This window comes from Paracoccus sp. DMF-8 (genome assembly GCF_029309835.1).
Lineage (GTDB): Bacteria > Pseudomonadota > Alphaproteobacteria > Rhodobacterales > Rhodobacteraceae > Paracoccus.
The window spans coordinates 121954-137298 of sequence record NZ_JARJHL010000003.1 but is presented as its reverse complement, the minus strand read 5'-3'; the positions used below and the strand labels follow the sequence as shown (position 1 = coordinate 137298).

Sequence of the window (15345 nt, the reverse complement as noted above, 5' to 3'; positions counted from 1 at the left end):
CTGACGGCATCCGGAAAAAAGCCTCAGCCCAGCCATTTCGCCGGGATCATGCCGCGCAGTGCATTGCCCGCCCAAAGCCGCACATGGGGCAGGTCCCGGGCCAGCAGCACCTGTTCGCGGCAGGTCCCGTCCGCCAGCACGGCGGCGCGCAGCACCCCCGCCAGCAGCCCCGAGGACAGCGGCGGCGTGCATAGCCCCTGACCCCGATCAAAGAAGATGGTCGAGATGGTGCCGTCGCAGACTTCGTTGCGCTCGTTCAGCAAGATCATCTCGTCCCGGTCGGGGGGCATGGCGGCGCGGGCGGCATCGTAGATTTCGCGGCGCGTGGTCTTCAGCCGCAGCCGAGGGTCGTCCGAACGCAGCCGCGCAGGGGCCAGCCCAAGCCGCCATTCGGTCGCGGCGGGCGGCAGCGCGGCATGGGTCACCTCGATCCGGCCGCTGCGCGCCAGCGTCAGGCGCAGCCGGGCGGGGGTGCCGGGGGTGCCGGTCAGGGCGGCGCGGGCGGCGGCCATGTCCAGCGGCCAGCCAAGCGCGGCGGCGCTGGCCGACAGCCGCGACAAATGACCGTCAAGGCGCGGGCAGGCGGTCCCGTCCCACAGCGCGGTTTCGATCAGCATCAGGCAGGGCGCGTCAGATCCTGCACGAAGCGCGCTTTCCATAGGGCTTCCTCCCATTCGCCGCCGGGGTCGAGATCCTGCACGACGCCGCCCCCCACATTCATCGTGATCCGCCCGTCGGGCCAGACCGACAGGGTGCGGATCGTCACCGAAAAAGCCGCCGCGCCATCGGGGGCCATCCAGCCAAGCGTGCCGCAATAGACGCCGCGGGGATGGGGCTCGACCTCGCGGATGATCTGCATGGCGCGGATCTTGGGCGCCCCGGTGATCGAGCCGCAGGGAAACAGCGCCTGCATCAGCCCCGGCAGATCGGCGGGGGCGGCAAGCTGGCCGGTCACGCGCGAACTCATCTGATGGACGGTGGCAAAGCTGTCGATGGCGAACAGTTCCGGCACCCGGACCGAGCCGATCCGCGAAATCCGCCCGATATCATTGCGCAGCAGATCGACGATCATCAGGTTTTCGGCGCGGTTCTTTTCGGATGCGGCCAGTGCCTCGGCCAGCGCGCGGTCGCGGGCGGGGTCGGGGTCGCGCGGGGCGGTGCCCTTCATCGGGCGCGCCTCGATCCGGCCCTGCGCATCCAGCCGCACGAACAGTTCGGGCGAACGCGACACGACGACCGGCCCGCCCAGATCGGCATAAGCGCCGAAACCGACCGGCTGGTGCCGGCGCAGCGCGGCATACAGGCCAAGCGCGCTGCCCTGTTCCAGCCGGGTGGCCAGCGGGATGGTCAGGTTGATCTGATAGCAATCGCCCGCCGCAATATAGTCGCGCACCCGGTCGAAGGCGGCGCGATAGCCCGTTTCGGACACAAGCGGGTGCAGCGGCGCCAGCGTGACCTGTTCATCGGGCAGGGCCAGTTCGTCGGCCGCGTCGGGCGCGTCATAGATGCCCATCGCCAGCAGCGGCCCGTCGCGGTCGGGCGGCATCTGGTCCAGCAGCCGCTGTTCCAGCGCATAGCCCGCCTCATAGGACAGCCAGCCGGCGATCCAGCGACCGGATCGACGCGCGTTTTCCAGGCGCTGCAGGGCGGGCAGCACCTCTTGCGCGTGATGGGCAAGCACGATTTCCACCGGCTTTCGGAACAGGACGGGCCGATCATCCGGCCCGAATTCGCACAGGATCACACCCGCCTCCATTGATCCGGCGACGGATAGCACGGCCGGGGCGGCCATCACAACAAGCCTCGATGCGCGACGGGATCCGGGCTTCAGAACAGAAAGGCGTCGCTGATCAGTTCGTTGTAAGCGGGCGTGACAAAGCTGCTGCCGGTGGACAGCGAAACCCGGATGCCATGGTCGTCGATCCAGACCAGATCGGCCATGCCGTCGCCATTCATATCGGCGACCTCGCGGACATGGCGGGTGCTGTCCCAGTTCGCCACGCGAAAATCGTCTTCGGTCGTCCAGCGCCGCACCTGACCAAAGCCATCGCCAGTCGACAGGGCGACCAGCACGCCCGCATGGCCAAAGCCCACGACATCGGCGCGACCATCGCCATTCACATCGGCCAGAAAGCGTTCATGCGTGCCGACCCGCCAGTTTCCCGCCTCCTGGGCAAAATTCGCGATCCACAACCGGGCGGCGTCAAAACCCGAGCCATTCGACAGGGCGACCATCACCCCATGATCGGCGAACAGCACGGCATCGGCCAGACCGTCGCCATTCACATCCGCCACCGCCCGTTCGTGCCGCGTGGGATCAATGTTGCGCGCGGCGAAAAGCGTTTCGGTCGTCCAAAGCGTGCTGCGCGTCATTTCGGTGCCGGTGGACAGCGACACCCGGACACCCGCCGCGCCAAAGCCCACGACATCGGCCAGACCGTCGCCGTTCACATCGCCCATCAGGCGCTCATGCGTATGGACGCGCCAGTTTCCGGCCAGCCGCCCGTAATCGGCCACCCAAAGGGTCGCCGCGTCAAACCCCCCGCCGTTCGACAGGGCGACCATGACGCCCTGATCGCCAAAGCCGACGATATCGGCGCGGCCATCGCCATTCACATCGGCCAGCAGCCTTTCGTGGCGGTTGACGTTCCAGCCCGCGCGTTGGGTGAATTCGGCCGACCAGTTACGCGCCTCGTTAAAACCGATGCTGTTGTTTCCGGCGACCTGCACATTGGCGGTGCCAAAGCCCACGGCATCGGCGCGGCCATCGCCATCCACATCGGCAAACAACCTGACATGCGTGCCGACGCGCCAGTTTCCGGCATTTTCGGCCATGCCGTTCAGCCAGTAGCTGGTCAAATCATCGACGGAATACTGGCGCTGCAGGTATTGCAGGTAATTCCCAAGGATGGCCGGCGTTCCGTCCTGGTTGTATCCGGTCACCGTGAGGTTGTCGTGCAGCGCATATCGGCTGAAGACATCGACCGCCCGTTCCAATTCCGCGCCGCTGACATTGGCGGGCAACATGCGGGTCGAATAACCGACGAAAGCCTCGATTTCATGATCGGTATCGTAAAGCTGATGGGCCAGCATGGCAAAGCGGGCGGTGTGGCGGTGGTCGGAATGTTCGCCCGCGGCATAGCGGCTGAACACGTCGGGGATCATCAGGGTGCCCGGCTGATGTTCCAGCATCAGCGCCAGCAGGACGTTCAGAACGTCGACGCGCGTCATCATCGCCGCGCCATCGACGCTGGAAACCGTCGCGATATCGTCCATCCACAGCTTTTCAAGGCTCTGGAAACCCTGCGCGGCCGTGCCGCGACCGCCCGGACCATCGGGCAGGCGCAGGAAATACAGCCGCACCTCGGGTCGGTCGACCAGCCAGGAGGAGGCGATCTGATAGCTTTGCCCGACGATCTCCAGCGACACGGTTTCATTGACCCAGGTCTCTGCGCCGGTCATTTCCGAATAGGCGGCGCGCGCGCCCGCCTCGCGCCCGAGCCAATAGGTTTCATCCAGCCCGGCATCGCCCGCCGTGACGAAAACCGTGGTCATCGCCCCGCCGCTGTCCAACTGGTTGCGCAGGTCGCGGTGCATGAAAAGGGTGTCGTCGTCCTGATGGGCGACGATAATCATTTTTGCGACGGTATCGACGGTCTCCAGGCCGTCGGAGTTTTCCTGAGGCATCGAATTGATCCGGAAATGGGTTTTGCAAATGGCGAAGAAATGAGAAAACAAATAGTCACGGCTTTGGGTGAGTCGCCTCGATCCAAAGACTGTCCCGCAAACCGGGATGCCGCCTGTATTGCATATTTACTCTGCCGGAAAAGGGAAGGTCCCGTCAAATAATTCGTAATATCGGATCAGATTTTCTACCTGAAGTTTCGGCAATTAAAGTGAAATCAACCCATGGATTAAATAATGGAATTATTCTTGGGTGAATTGAACGGCGTGATGTGAAAATCGGCCCGCCCTGTTTGAAAGCGGGGCAAAACTGAACCTTGGCCGTTTTCATGCGTCTTGCCGCCTTGGGGGGAACCCACGGGGTAGTGCCGTGCCCGGTCGTCGATCGGACACGGCGTTCAGCGCCGGGGGCCTTCAGCGCCCTGGGCGTTCAGTGTCAGGGGCGTTCAGTGGCTGGGATAGACGCGCAGCAGCCTTTCGCGGGCCAGCCGGCTGCGCGTGCGGACCTCGTCGTCGGGCAGGGCCGGAATGTCGCCCGTGACGCAGCGGATCCGCAGGTCGCCGATCAGCAGGGTCAGCCAGAGTTCGGCCAGATCCTGAGGGGTGACGGCGCTGTCGCAGGGGCGGCCTGCGATCTGGCCAAGCTGCATCGCTTCGGCCATCAACTGGCCGATCAGGGGGGTGACGACATTGCGGTCGCTTTCGCACAGGGTCCGCCCCAACTTGCCGGTCGGATCGGCGGCGGCGGCGCGGTTCAGCGCGATGGCGCGGTTGCCCAGCAACATGGCCAGAAGCACCGACCCGGCGCGATCCAGAGCGTCGAGCCCGTGATCGCCCTTTTGCCGGGCCACGCGAATTTCTGCCGCAACGATCTCTGCATTGCGCGAGATCAAAGCGCGAAACAGTCCGATCTTGTCACCATACCAGCGATACAGCGTTTCGTTCGAGGCGCGGGCGGCCAATGCAATGGCCTGCATCCCGGTCCCGGCGAAGCCGCGCTGTTCCAGAAGCTGATAGGCCGCCGTCTCGATTTCTTCCTCGCGATCAGATCTGTCGCGACGTGGCATTTTCGACCTTCTGCTTGCGAAGGGTGTTGATGTGCATTAGCTGTTTTTCCGTTGATAATGAGTGTTACGGTTGTGGCCGGGGCTTTCGTGTCGCGCTGATCGGTCGCTTTTCCGGGGTGGGCCGATGGCGGACGGACTTCCGTCCGAGGGCATGATCACGAAGGCCCCGTTTCGCTGGTCGTGCAGCAGGGTGGGGCAGCAAAATCGGGCAGATCACCTGACGGCAACCCCCCGGTTCGCTGGTGTGGCGGCCGATCAGTCTTCGACGCCGATCATCACATCCGACGCTTTGATGACCGCTGCGGCCTTGCCGCCGACCTTCAGGCCCAGTTCGGCCACGGCTTCGTTGGTGATCGAGGCGGTGACGGTGGTTCCCGCGATATCAAGGCGGACATGGCTGGTGACGGCCCCGGTCACGATCTCGGTAATCGTCCCTTCCAGGACGTTGCGCGCGCTGAGCTTCATTGGCGTTCCTCGCTTAAGGGTTGCAGGCACATCTTTGCCGACGGCAAAAGATGGGGTGCGAACATGACCCCGTAAAGGCTTCGCATGTCAAGTATCGCAGGGTCAGCGCAGATCCGCCGCCCTGGCGCGAAGCTGCCCGGCGTGATCCGACAGGCCGGGCAGCAGGGGGTAAATACTCGCCTGAATTGAATGGTAAATGTCGGGCTTGCCGGAAAATTGCCGGTTGTCGGGGCGGTTTTCGGCGTCGATTTCGGGAATCCAGCCGCCTTTTTCGCGGTCGATGAACAGGTGTTCGGCGGCTTGCCAGAACATCAGATAGTCATCCGCGCGGTCCTGCCCGGCCTTGATCATGGCCGCAGCGGCGCCGATCGCCTCGGTCACGGGCCACCAATAACGGCTGGCGCGCAGGACGCGGCCGTTGCGGTCGGTGGTATAGATGATCCCGCCCCGCGCCCGGTCCCAGCCATCGGCCAGCGCGCGGTCATAGAGCCGCCCGGCCCAATCGGGCAGGGTCGCATCCCGCCTGCCGCCCATATCCCAAGCCTGCAGCAAAAGCCGTGACAGTTCAAAGGAATGGCCCGGAGTCGCGCCGCGCGGGCGGAACATCGGATTGCCTTCGTAATCGGGATCGACCTGCCAGTCGCGGGTGTAATGTTCGGGCAGGCGCCAATCGTTCGCGGCACCGATCTGGCCGATGAAGAAATCGAAGATGCCGCGCGCGCGGGTCGCGAAACTATCATCGCCGGTGGCCTCGGCGGCGGCCAGCAGGGCCTCGGACATGTGCATATTGGCGTTCATGCCCCGGTAATCCGAAATCACGGACCAGTCGCGGGCGTATTCTTCGGACATGCGGCCGTGGTCGTGGTCCCAGAAACGGCGCTCGATCACCTCGCAGACATCGGCGATCAGGCGGTCGGCGTCGGGGTGGCCCGCCTGTCTGGCGCTGGCGCCCGCCAGCAACACAAATGCGTGACCATAGGCCAGTTTCACGCCATCCGCCAAACCGCCGCCGGGGGCAAAGGACCAGAGGTAGCCGCCGTGCCGGGTGTCGCGATGCAGATTCCACAGCGCCGCCATGCCGTGATCGACCATCGCATCCGCGCCGGGCAGCCCCGCCAGATGGCCAAGCGCAAAGGAATGGACCATGCGCGTCGTCGCATGCAATTCGCGCGGCGCGCCGGGGATCGGGTTGCCGTCGAAATCCTGCGCGTGAAAGCCGCCCGCCGGGTCAAGGCTGCGCCGGAAAAACGCGAATTGCCGCGTGGCATCGGCCAGCAGATAGGCGCGATGCGCATCGGTGCCCCACCATACGCCAGCGGTCGGCACGGACGGAAGTGGCGGCGCGGAAGGGCTGGCGGTCATGCGGTTTTCTCCGTCGTCAGATTGCCCGGCCGGATCGGCGGGGCGGCTTGCAGCCAGGTCAGGGATTCGGATGGCTCGCCCGCGATGGCGCGCAGCAGCAACTGGCCCATGATCCGCCCCGCTTCGGCCAGATCCTCGTAGATGCTGTCAAAGCCGGGACGGATCAGCCCGGCGACAGAGGAGGTGTGTTTCATCACCAGCCGGCAATCCGCCGCGCGCCCGGCATCGCTGTGGGCGGCGTGGATGGCCATGGCGCTGACCTCGCCCGGGCAGACGAAACCATCGGGCAGATCCCCGGCGCGAATCAGCGCGCCGATATGGGCGTGGATGCGTTCGGGGGCATCGTCCAGCGAGATCCCCTGCAGCACGCGGCCCTGCACCCCGGCCTCGCCGCAGGCGCGCAGGAAGCCCATGCGCAGATGCTGGGCAAAGGTCATGCCTTCGGGTGCGGGGATCAGGCAGGGCTGCCGCGCGCCACCGGCGATCAGCCGCGTCGCCGCCGCGTGGGCAAAGCCGAAATTGTCATAATCCACAAAGGGATGCGGCGTCGCCAGTTCCGTCCGCCCATGCGAGATAAAGGGCATGCGCTGTTCCAGCATCATGCGGATGCGCAGGTCGTCCGGCGTCGTCCGCGAGATGATCAGCCCGTCCGCCAGACGGTTGCGCAGGACATTCACCACCGGCTCGATCGCGGGGCGGTCGGCGTAGTTGGGCATGACGACCAGATGATAGGGGGTGTCGCGCAGCGCCTCGGTCAGGCCGCGGATCATGGATGATCCATAGCCCAGAATTTCCTCGTGCGGGTTCAGGACAAAGGCGATGACATTGGTGCGCCCCGTCCGCAGGCGCTGCGCCGCGCGGTTCGGCGAATAGCCGACCTGTTGCGCGATGTCCTGCACGCGGCGGCGCGTTTCGGCCGCAATGCGCGGATCGTCCGCCAATGCGCGCGACACGGTCGTGACAGCCAGCCCTGCCTGCGCCGCGACGCTGCGCAGCGTCGGCCTGTCCTGCCTTGCCATGGGCCCTCCTCAATCCGTCGCATTCCGGCGCTTATGCAACGATTTAACGCAACGTCGGCGCCGGTTCCTCAACCTCGTTCGACCAGTTGATACATTCAGAACAGTGAATTTCAACGGTAAAATCAGAAAGCGCGCGATCAGAAGTTTCTTGACAGCTTTGCGATTTGCATCGTTATAAATATGCAGCCGGATGGGAAACCGGCAAAGGGAGGCTAACGATATGCGTAGATTCTTGCTGGCCGGAGCGGCCGTTTCCGCCATGGCCGCAGCGCCGGCTTTTGCCGAGGAAAGCGTCGAGGTCCTGCACTGGTGGACCGCCGGGGGCGAGGCGGCGGCGCTGAACGTGCTGAAAGAGGACCTGGCCGCGAAAGGCGTGGCGTGGCAGGACATGCCCGTCGCCGGTGGCTCGGGCGTGCAGGCGATGACCGCCTTGCGGGCGCGCGTCACGGCGGGCGATCCGCCGACCGCCGTGCAGATGCTGGGTTTCGATATCCGTGACTGGGCCGAAATGGGCGTTCTGGGCAATCTGGACGATCTGGCCACGGAACAGAATTGGGGCGATGTGATCCCCGCCGCCCTGCAGGAATTTTCGAAATACGACGATCACTGGATCGCCGCGCCGGTGAATGTCCATTCGACCAACTGGATGTGGATCAACAAGGCCGCGCTGGACAAGGCCGGCGGCAAGGCCCCTGAAAACATGGATGAACTTTACGCCATGTTGGACAATTTCAAGGAGCAGGGCATCGTGCCTCTGGCCCATGGCGGCCAGCCCTGGCAGGACGGCACCCTGTGGGAAGCCGTGGTCCTGTCGCGCGGCGGCATGGATTTTTACCGTCAGAGCCGTGCTGGACGCCGACCCCGAGGCGCTTGGCGGTGACATGATGCGGCAGGTTTTCGACGATATGTCGAAACTGCGCACCTATTTCGACGACAGTTTCCCCGGCCGCGACTGGAACCTTGCATCCGCGATGGTGATCGAGGGCAAGGCGGGCGCTCAGGAAATGGGTGACTGGGCCAAGGGTGAATTCCTGCGCGCCGATCTGAAACCGGGCGAGGATTTCGTCTGCATCCGTTTCCCCGGCACGCAAGGCTCGGTCCTGTTCAACTCGGACCAGTTCGTGATGTTCGATCTGGGCGATGGCGATGCGCGGGCAGCGCAGTTGAAAATGGCCTCGGCGGTCGAGGATCCGGCCTTCCAGATCGCGTTCAACAAGGTCAAGGGCTCGGTCCCCGCGCGCACTGATGTGCCGGACACCGAATTCGACGATTGCGGCAAGAAGGGCATGGCCGATCTGGCCGAAGCCGCCGGGAACGGCGGCCTTGCCGGTTCGCTGGCCCATGGTCACGGCCAGCCCTCGGCGGTGAAAGAGGCGGTGTTCGACGTCGTCACCCAGCATCTGAACGGCCAGATCACCACGGATGAGGCGCTGACCCGCCTGCCGCAGGCGGTTGCCGCCGCGCAGTAACGGCCCAGTAACGGCGCAGCAAGCGCGACAACCGGCGCGCCCTGACCAACCGGGGCGCGCCCGACCCAACCCCGTCGCAGGAGCCTGGATGCCCAGCCCTTCCCCCTCGGCCAGATCACGGCTGCAAGACTGGCTGCCGCGCCTTGTGCTGGCGCCGTCATTCGCGCTGGTGCTGGTCTTCGTCTATGGGTTCATCGTCTGGACCGGCGTGATTTCGATGACGAATTCGCGCATCCTGCCGGTCTATAACTGGGTCGGCCTTGATGCCTATGCCCGGCTGTTCGCGCAGCCGAACTGGTGGATGGCGCTGAAGAATCTGGCGATTTTCGGCTCGCTTTACATCACCATCTGCATTGCCCTGGGCCTGTTTCTGGCGATCCTGCTGGACCAGAAAATCCGGATCGAGGGGTTCTTGCGCCCGATCTATCTTTACCCCATGGCGCTGTCCTTTGTCGTGACCGGGACGGCGTGGAAATGGTTCCTGAACCCCGGCATGGGGTTTCAGAACACCATGCGGCAATGGGGCTGGGAAGGTTTCACATTCGACTGGCTGGTGCGCCCCGATATGGCGATCTACACGGTGGCCATCGCCGGGATCTGGCAGGCGTCGGGTTTCGTCATGGCGATGTTTCTGGCCGGTCTGCGCGGCATCGACAGCGAAATGCTGAACGCCGCGACCGTGGATGGCGCGTCCAGTTGGACGATCTATCGCCGCATCGTCATTCCGCTGCTGCGCCCGGCATTCCTGTCGGCGGTGATCGTGCTGGCCCATATGGCGATCAAAAGCTATGATCTGGTCATCGCCCTGACCGGCGGCGGGCCGGGGAATGCGACCGAACTGCCGTCAACCTTCATGTATTCCTATACATTCACGCGCAGCCAGATGGCGGTCGGCTCGGCCTCGGCGATGATCATGCTGATGGGGATCGCGGCGATCATGGTGCCCTATCTGTATTCCGAACTGCGCGAGGGCCGGAAATGAGCCTGTCCGCCACCGCGCCCACGCGCATGAACCGCATCGTGATCTATGGCCTGCTGCTGATCTTTGCCGCCGTCTATCTGGTGCCGCTGTTCGTGATGCTGGCGACATCCTTCAAGACCCTGGACGAAATCCGCGGCGGCAATATTCTGGCGCTGCCCGCGCAGCCGACGATCGAGCCATGGGCCAGGGCATGGGGTTCCGCCTGCATCGGCGTCACCTGCGAAGGGATCAAGGGCTATTTCTGGAACTCGATCAAGATGGTGGTGCCTGCCGTCCTGATTTCGACCGCGCTTGGCGCGCTGAACGGCTATGTGCTGACGAAATGGCGTTTTCCGGGGCACAGGATCGTGTTCGGGTTGATGCTGTTTGCCTGTTTCATCCCGTTCCAGTCGGTGCTGATCCCGATGGCGCGGGTGCTGGGCCAGCTTGGCATCTCGAACAGCACGGCGGGTCTGGTGATGGTCCATGTCATCTACGGGCTTGGCTTTACCACGCTGTTTTTCCGCAACTATTACGATGCCTTCCCGGATGAGCTGATCCATTCCGCGCAGATGGACGGGGCCGGGTTCCTGACGATCTTCTGGCGCATCCTGCTGCCGTCATCCGCGCCGATCATCGTCGTCACGGTGATCTATCAGTTCACCAATATCTGGAACGATTTCCTGTTCGGCGTCAGCTTTTCCAGCGGGGCCAACGCGCCGATGACGGTGGCGCTGAACAACCTTGTCGCCTCGTCCACGGGGGTCAAGGAATACAATGTCGATATGGCTGCGGCAGTGATCGCGGCGCTTCCCACCCTGATCGTCTATGTCGTCGCCGGGCGCTATTTCATGCGCGGGCTGATGGCGGGCGCCGTCAAAGGATAACCCATGGCTTTTGTCGAAATTCAGCAGGTCCAGCGCCGGATCGGCGTGCTTCAGATCCTGAAGGGCATTGATGTTTCGCTGGAAAAGGGCGGGTTTCTGGTGCTGCTGGGGCCATCGGGTTGCGGGAAATCGACGCTGCTGAATGCGATTGCGGGGCTGCAGCCGCCGACCTCGGGCGATATCTTGCTGGACGGGGAAAGCATCACCGGCCTGCATCCGTCCAAGCGCGATATCGCGATGGTGTTTCAGTCCTATGCGCTTTATCCGAACATGACGGTGGCGCAGAACGTCGGCTTTCCGCTGGAAATGGCGGGGATCGCCAAGGCGCAGCGCGACGCCGATATTCTAAGCGTTGCCAAGACCTTGCAGATCGAACACCTGCTGGACCGCAAGCCTGCGCAACTGTCGGGCGGCCAGCGTCAGCGCGTCGCCATGGCCCGCGCGCTTGTGCGCAAGCCGCGCCTGTTCCTGTTCGATGAACCGCTGTCGAACCTTGACGCCAAGCTGCGGGTCGAGGTGCGGGCCGAAATCAAGCGGCTGCATCAGCAGACCGGCGCCACGATCATCTATGTCACCCATGACCAGATCGAGGCGATGACGCTGGCCACCAAGATCGTCGTGATGAAGGAAGGCGCGATCCAGCAAACCGGCACGCCTGCGGAAATCTATAACCGGCCCGCGAATATGTTCGTCGCGGATTTCATGGGCTCGCCGCCGATGAACATGCTGGCGGGCAAGGTTTCCGCCGATGGCCGGGCGCTGGTGCCCGATGCCGAACCCGGCAGCCTGCTGCCCCTGCCGCATGTGCTGGCGCCGGGGCAGCGGGTGGTGTTAGGCATCCGCCCGGAAAACATCGGGGTCGAGGGCGGTTCGCTGCGGCTGGATCTGCCGGTCGAGGTGGTCGAGCCGACAGGGTCGGATATTTTCCTGTGGCTGCGGTTCGGCACGGCGCTGATTTCGGCGCGTCTGGCCGCGACCGAAAGCCCGACGGTCGGCGACCGGCTGTCCGTCGCTCTGGATATGGCCCGCGCCGTGGTGTTCGACGAGGCGACGGGCGGGCGGATCGACTAGGTTCCGGGGCGGACCCGCCGGACGAAAGCCTCCAGCGCCTCGGGGTCGATGGGTTTGAAGATGATCTCCAGCGCCGCATCCTGCGCGGCCTTGCGGGTCTGGGGGGAACGGTCGGCGGTGATGATCCGGGTCGGGCGTCCGCCGAATTGCGCATGCAGCGCCTGCGCCGTTTCGACCCCGGTCATCCCATCGCCAAGCTGCTGATCGACAAGGTAGAAATCCGGCACGATCCCGATTTCCTCGACCAGGGCCAGCGCATCCGTGCCGCTGGCGGCTTCCAGCACATCGACGCCGCGCCGTTCCAGCAGTTGCGCGATGGCGCGGCGCAGGTCGTCATCGTTTTCGACCAGCAGGGCGATGCGGTCCTGTATCACCTCGGGGGTGTCGGTGCTGGGACGGGGGGCGGCACTGTCCGGGCGCGGCAATTCGCGCGCCAGCGGCAGTTCCACGGCAAGGCTGGTGCCCCGGTCCGGCGTCGATTTCAGTTCCAGCCGGTGGCCCAGCAGGGCGCAGGCGCGTTCGACGATCGCCAGCCCCAGCCCCATCCCTTGCGCCGCCGAGGCCGAACCGTGGACGCGGTGGAATTCGCGAAAGATCGCCGCCTGATGTTCGGGGGCGATGCCGGGACCGGTGTCGTGAACCTCGATCCGCAGGCTGTCGCCGCGCCTGCGCGCGCCGACCGTGACGCCCCCCGACATGGTGTAGCGGATGGCATTGCCGATCAGGTTTTGCAGGATGCGGCGCAGGTAGATCGGATCGCTGCGCACTGCCAGCGAACAGGGCATGACGGTCAGCCGCAGCCCCTTGTTCGCGGCCAGCGGCGCGAATTCATCGGTCAGCCGCGCCAGCATCATCGACATCGGCACCGGCACGATTTCGAATTCCGTCCCGCCCGATTCCAGCCGCGACAGATCCAGCAAGGCGCCCAGAATGCCCTCGACGCTCAAGAGCGCGTTATGGGCCTTTTCCAATGTGCTGCGCTGCGTCGCGGTTTCGGCGTCGTCGCGGGCCGAAGCAACGAACAGCTTTGCTGCCGACAGCGGTTGCAGCAGGTCATGGCTGGCCGCCGCGACGAAACGGACGCGGGCGGAATTGGCGCGTTCGGCATTGTCCAGCGCCTCGGCCAGTTCCTCGGTGCGGGCGGCGACGCGAGCCTCCAGCGTGGATTTCGCGCGCAGCATGGAATGGATCGCCATGCGTTCGCGGGTCGCGTCGGTGAATGACATGACAAAGCCGCGCCCCGGCATTTCCTGCCCATGCACGTCCAGAATGATCCCCGAGGCATAATGCAGCTCAAAGGTCAGCGGCAGGCGGTGGGTCGGGCTGCGCACCCATTCGCGCAGCTTGGCGGCGTTGAAGTCGTCATTGAACCCGGCCTGATAGATCAGCCGCCCGGCCAGCCCTTCGAAACTGGTGCCGGGGCGCAAAAGGGCGGCGGGAATTTCCAGCAACTGCGCCAGTTTGCGGTTCCAGCCGATCAGATTGCCATGGGCGTCAAAGATGCCGACGCCCTGATTGATATGTTCCAGCGTGGCGTGGATCATCCGGGCCTGATCGTCCAGCAGCTTGCCGCGTTCATGGCGTTCGGCGCGGATGATCTGCGTCACATCGGTTTGCAGGATCACCGTGCCGCCTTCGCAGGTGCGCTGTTCGCTGATCTGCAGCCAGCCGTCATCGGCCAGCCCGACGTTGAAAACCTGACGGACCAGATGGCGGCGAAAGCGTTCCTGCGCCCATGTTTCCGGGGTCATGCCTTCGGGCAGGGCGATCCGGTGCGAGCGGCTGACCGCGCGGACATAGGCGTCGAAACTCAGGCCCGGCATCAGCAGCGGGCGGACATCGGTGAAATCGCGGCAAAAGCGGCTGTTGCACAGGACCAGCCGGTCGTCGGCATCGAACAGCGCAAAGCCTTCCTCGATCGCCTCGATGGCCTGGGACAGGTCGCGGCGGGCGCGTTCGGCGGTGCTGTTGGCTTCGTTCAGGCGTTCCAGCGTCGCTTCCAGATCGCGGGTGCGCTGGCGGACGCGTTCTTCCAGCAGGGCGGCGCGGCGGAAATCCTCGAATGCGGCGCTGTGTTCGTCGGCGCGTTCTTCGGAATTGCGCATCAGCGCCGCGACGATGACCAGCAGCTTTTCGACATTCCTGTCGGCGCTGTCGGCCGGGTCGATCAGCCAATCGGTCATGCTTTGGGACATCTCAGCCCTTCTCTGGCAGGATCGTGCCGGGCGGGTAGAACACGCAGCCGGTCAGGGTGTGGTTGACATGCATCGGGCCGAATTGTTCGCCATAGGTCGAAAAGCCCCGGACGCGGTGGTGGCTGAGGATTTCGGAAATCACGCCGGTCAACTGGTTTTCCCGCGCCTCGATCCGACGCAGGATGCAGTCGAAGGCCAGAACCGCCAGCGGGCGTGCGGGTTCGGCCAGCCGGGACAGTTCGGTTTCCAGATGGGCGGCAAGGTCATGGGGCCGGGTCAGGGTCAGCACGACGCCGGTGTCGATGGCCGCGAAAAACAGCAGATCGCCCGAGGGCAGCATCTGCTGGATCGCCCGGACATGGTGACGCGCGCCGACCCGCACCGCCAGCGGATGGGCGGCAAAGGTCAGGTGATCCAGCATCGCCGGATCCTTGCCCAGAATGCGCGCATATTCCTGCGCCGCCGGTTCGCCATTGATGCGCCGGACGATGCGGGCGGCGGGGTCGGCATCGGTCACGACCATCTTGCGGTCGGTCGGTTCCAGATGGTCCATGTTGACGGCGCGCACCGGGCAGGTGCCGCGCAGCACCGACAGGACGGCGGCATTTTGCAAAAGCCGGCCCTGATGCAGCACGAAGGTTTCGCGAAACCGCGTCCCGTCCCCTGCCGATCCGCCGATCAGCGGCACCGCGCCCGCGCCTGCGGCAAGGGCCGAGGCCAGCCGATCCTCCATCACGGACAGGCCATCGACCAGCAGGATCGAAAATTCATGCGGGAAATGCGGATGATCCTGCGCCAGCGCCTGACGTGCCTGCAAAAAGACCGAAGCCGCTTCGGTCCGCGAAAAACGGTCAAGATTCGGGATCAGCAGGGTTTCGGCGGCAAAGTGGCGTTCGGGAAAGCCGGTGGCGACGATGACCCCTTCCTCATAGCCGCGGGCCGAGATTTCGCCCGCCGTGGTGCAACCGACGACATGGCGGGCGGGCAGGCGCATGGCCTGCGCCGCGACATGACGCAGGTCCGCCTCGGGCGAGATGAACAGCATGACCAGCGCGAAAGGCCCCGGCCCAAGCTGGTCTGCGATCTGGTCCAGCACGTCCGGCTCATGCGCGGATGCGCTGGCGTGGATGATGCTGGCTTCTGTCTGGGTGTCCGCGCGCAACTG

The 15345-nt window shown here is 64.7% G+C and carries 15 protein-coding genes; 5 read left to right on the top strand and 10 right to left on the bottom strand.

What is annotated here, in order from left to right; all coding sequences use genetic code 11:
• Positions 1–23: 23 nt before the first annotated feature.
• The 8 genes from PE067_RS01285 to PE067_RS01250 all read right to left on the bottom strand — a co-directional run bounded on the left by PE067_RS01285 (position 24) and on the right by PE067_RS01250 (position 7597).
• Positions 24–659 (bottom strand): aminotransferase class IV family protein, encoded by a 636-nt coding sequence (locus PE067_RS01285; RefSeq protein ID WP_276187467.1) that lies wholly within the window; start codon positions 657–659, stop codon positions 24–26.
• The gene (locus tag PE067_RS01280; protein WP_276187813.1) at positions 617–1744 is read right to left on the bottom strand and encodes an aminodeoxychorismate synthase component I; all 1128 of its coding nucleotides are present in this window, start codon (positions 1742–1744) and stop codon (positions 617–619) included. Before PE067_RS01280 ends, PE067_RS01285 begins: the two co-directional genes overlap by 43 nt.
• A gap of 83 nt (positions 1745–1827) precedes the next feature.
• Positions 1828–3687 (bottom strand): FG-GAP-like repeat-containing protein, encoded by a 1860-nt coding sequence (locus tag PE067_RS01275; protein ID WP_276187466.1) that lies wholly within the window; start codon positions 3685–3687, stop codon positions 1828–1830.
• A 154-nt stretch (positions 3688–3841) separates the two neighbouring features.
• The gene (locus PE067_RS01270) at positions 3842–4015 is read right to left on the bottom strand and encodes a hypothetical protein (protein WP_276187465.1); all 174 of its coding nucleotides are present in this window, start codon (positions 4013–4015) and stop codon (positions 3842–3844) included.
• A gap of 115 nt (positions 4016–4130) precedes the next feature.
• Positions 4131–4751: a TetR/AcrR family transcriptional regulator gene (locus PE067_RS01265; RefSeq protein ID WP_276187464.1), complete on the bottom strand. Its 621-nt coding sequence runs from the start codon at positions 4749–4751 to the stop codon at positions 4131–4133.
• Between the two features lie 255 nt (positions 4752–5006).
• Positions 5007–5216, bottom strand: coding sequence for a TOBE domain-containing protein (locus PE067_RS01260; protein ID WP_276187463.1), 210 nt, complete (start codon positions 5214–5216; stop codon positions 5007–5009).
• A gap of 102 nt (positions 5217–5318) precedes the next feature.
• Positions 5319–6578 carry an AGE family epimerase/isomerase gene (locus PE067_RS01255; RefSeq protein ID WP_276187462.1) on the bottom strand — a complete coding sequence of 420 codons (1260 nt, stop codon included), beginning with the start codon at positions 6576–6578 and terminating at the stop codon, positions 5319–5321.
• Positions 6575–7597 carry a LacI family transcriptional regulator gene (locus PE067_RS01250; protein ID WP_276187461.1) on the bottom strand — a complete coding sequence of 341 codons (1023 nt, stop codon included), beginning with the start codon at positions 7595–7597 and terminating at the stop codon, positions 6575–6577. Before PE067_RS01250 ends, PE067_RS01255 begins: the two co-directional genes overlap by 4 nt.
• Positions 7598–7817: 220 nt before the next feature.
• Here PE067_RS01250 and PE067_RS21740 point away from each other — a divergent pair, with 220 nt between their 5' ends.
• From PE067_RS21740 to PE067_RS01230, 5 genes are all read left to right on the top strand, one after another.
• Complete coding sequence (locus PE067_RS21740; RefSeq protein WP_346429639.1) at positions 7818–8477, top strand: ABC transporter substrate-binding protein; 660 nt, start codon at positions 7818–7820, stop codon at positions 8475–8477.
• Positions 8443–9066: a hypothetical protein gene (locus PE067_RS21735; RefSeq protein ID WP_346429638.1), complete on the top strand. Its 624-nt coding sequence runs from the start codon at positions 8443–8445 to the stop codon at positions 9064–9066. Before PE067_RS21740 ends, PE067_RS21735 begins: the two co-directional genes overlap by 35 nt.
• An 88-nt stretch (positions 9067–9154) precedes the next feature.
• Positions 9155–10048, top strand: coding sequence for a sugar ABC transporter permease (locus tag PE067_RS01240; protein WP_276187460.1), 894 nt, complete (start codon positions 9155–9157; stop codon positions 10046–10048).
• Complete coding sequence (locus tag PE067_RS01235; RefSeq protein WP_276187459.1) at positions 10045–10914, top strand: carbohydrate ABC transporter permease; 870 nt, start codon at positions 10045–10047, stop codon at positions 10912–10914. The genes PE067_RS01240 and PE067_RS01235 overlap by 4 nt, the downstream gene beginning before the upstream one ends.
• A 3-nt stretch (positions 10915–10917) precedes the next feature.
• Complete coding sequence (locus tag PE067_RS01230; protein ID WP_276187458.1) at positions 10918–11985, top strand: ABC transporter ATP-binding protein; 1068 nt, start codon at positions 10918–10920, stop codon at positions 11983–11985.
• Here the strand turns inward: PE067_RS01230 and PE067_RS01225 are convergent.
• Together PE067_RS01225 and PE067_RS01220 are read right to left on the bottom strand one after the other, a co-directional pair.
• Positions 11982–14180, bottom strand: a complete 2199-nt coding sequence (locus PE067_RS01225; protein ID WP_276187457.1) for a PAS-domain containing protein — start codon at positions 14178–14180, stop codon at positions 11982–11984. The two genes, PE067_RS01230 and PE067_RS01225, sit on opposite strands and share 4 nt — an antisense overlap.
• Position 14181: 1 nt before the next feature.
• Positions 14182–15342 (bottom strand): FIST N-terminal domain-containing protein, encoded by a 1161-nt coding sequence (locus PE067_RS01220; protein ID WP_276187456.1) that lies wholly within the window; start codon positions 15340–15342, stop codon positions 14182–14184.
• Between the last annotated feature and the right edge of the window lie 3 nt (positions 15343–15345).

Coding starts and splice junctions, on each gene's coding strand:
- PE067_RS01285 (WP_276187467.1), bottom strand. CDS start 659: ATGGAAAGCGCGCTTCGTGCAGGATCTGACGCGCCCTGCCTGATGCTG.
- PE067_RS01275 (WP_276187466.1), bottom strand. CDS start 3,687: ATGCCTCAGGAAAACTCCGACGGCCTGGAGACCGTCGATACCGTCGCA.
- PE067_RS01270 (WP_276187465.1), bottom strand. CDS start 4,015: ATGAAAACGGCCAAGGTTCAGTTTTGCCCCGCTTTCAAACAGGGCGGG.
- PE067_RS01265 (WP_276187464.1), bottom strand. CDS start 4,751: ATGCCACGTCGCGACAGATCTGATCGCGAGGAAGAAATCGAGACGGCG.
- PE067_RS01260 (WP_276187463.1), bottom strand. CDS start 5,216: ATGAAGCTCAGCGCGCGCAACGTCCTGGAAGGGACGATTACCGAGATC.
- PE067_RS01255 (WP_276187462.1), bottom strand. CDS start 6,578: ATGACCGCCAGCCCTTCCGCGCCGCCACTTCCGTCCGTGCCGACCGCT.
- PE067_RS01250 (WP_276187461.1), bottom strand. CDS start 7,597: ATGGCAAGGCAGGACAGGCCGACGCTGCGCAGCGTCGCGGCGCAGGCA.
- PE067_RS21740 (WP_346429639.1), top strand. CDS start 7,818: ATGCGTAGATTCTTGCTGGCCGGAGCGGCCGTTTCCGCCATGGCCGCA.
- PE067_RS01240 (WP_276187460.1), top strand. CDS start 9,155: ATGCCCAGCCCTTCCCCCTCGGCCAGATCACGGCTGCAAGACTGGCTG.
- PE067_RS01235 (WP_276187459.1), top strand. CDS start 10,045: ATGAGCCTGTCCGCCACCGCGCCCACGCGCATGAACCGCATCGTGATC.
- PE067_RS01230 (WP_276187458.1), top strand. CDS start 10,918: ATGGCTTTTGTCGAAATTCAGCAGGTCCAGCGCCGGATCGGCGTGCTT.
- PE067_RS01225 (WP_276187457.1), bottom strand. CDS start 14,180: ATGTCCCAAAGCATGACCGATTGGCTGATCGACCCGGCCGACAGCGCC.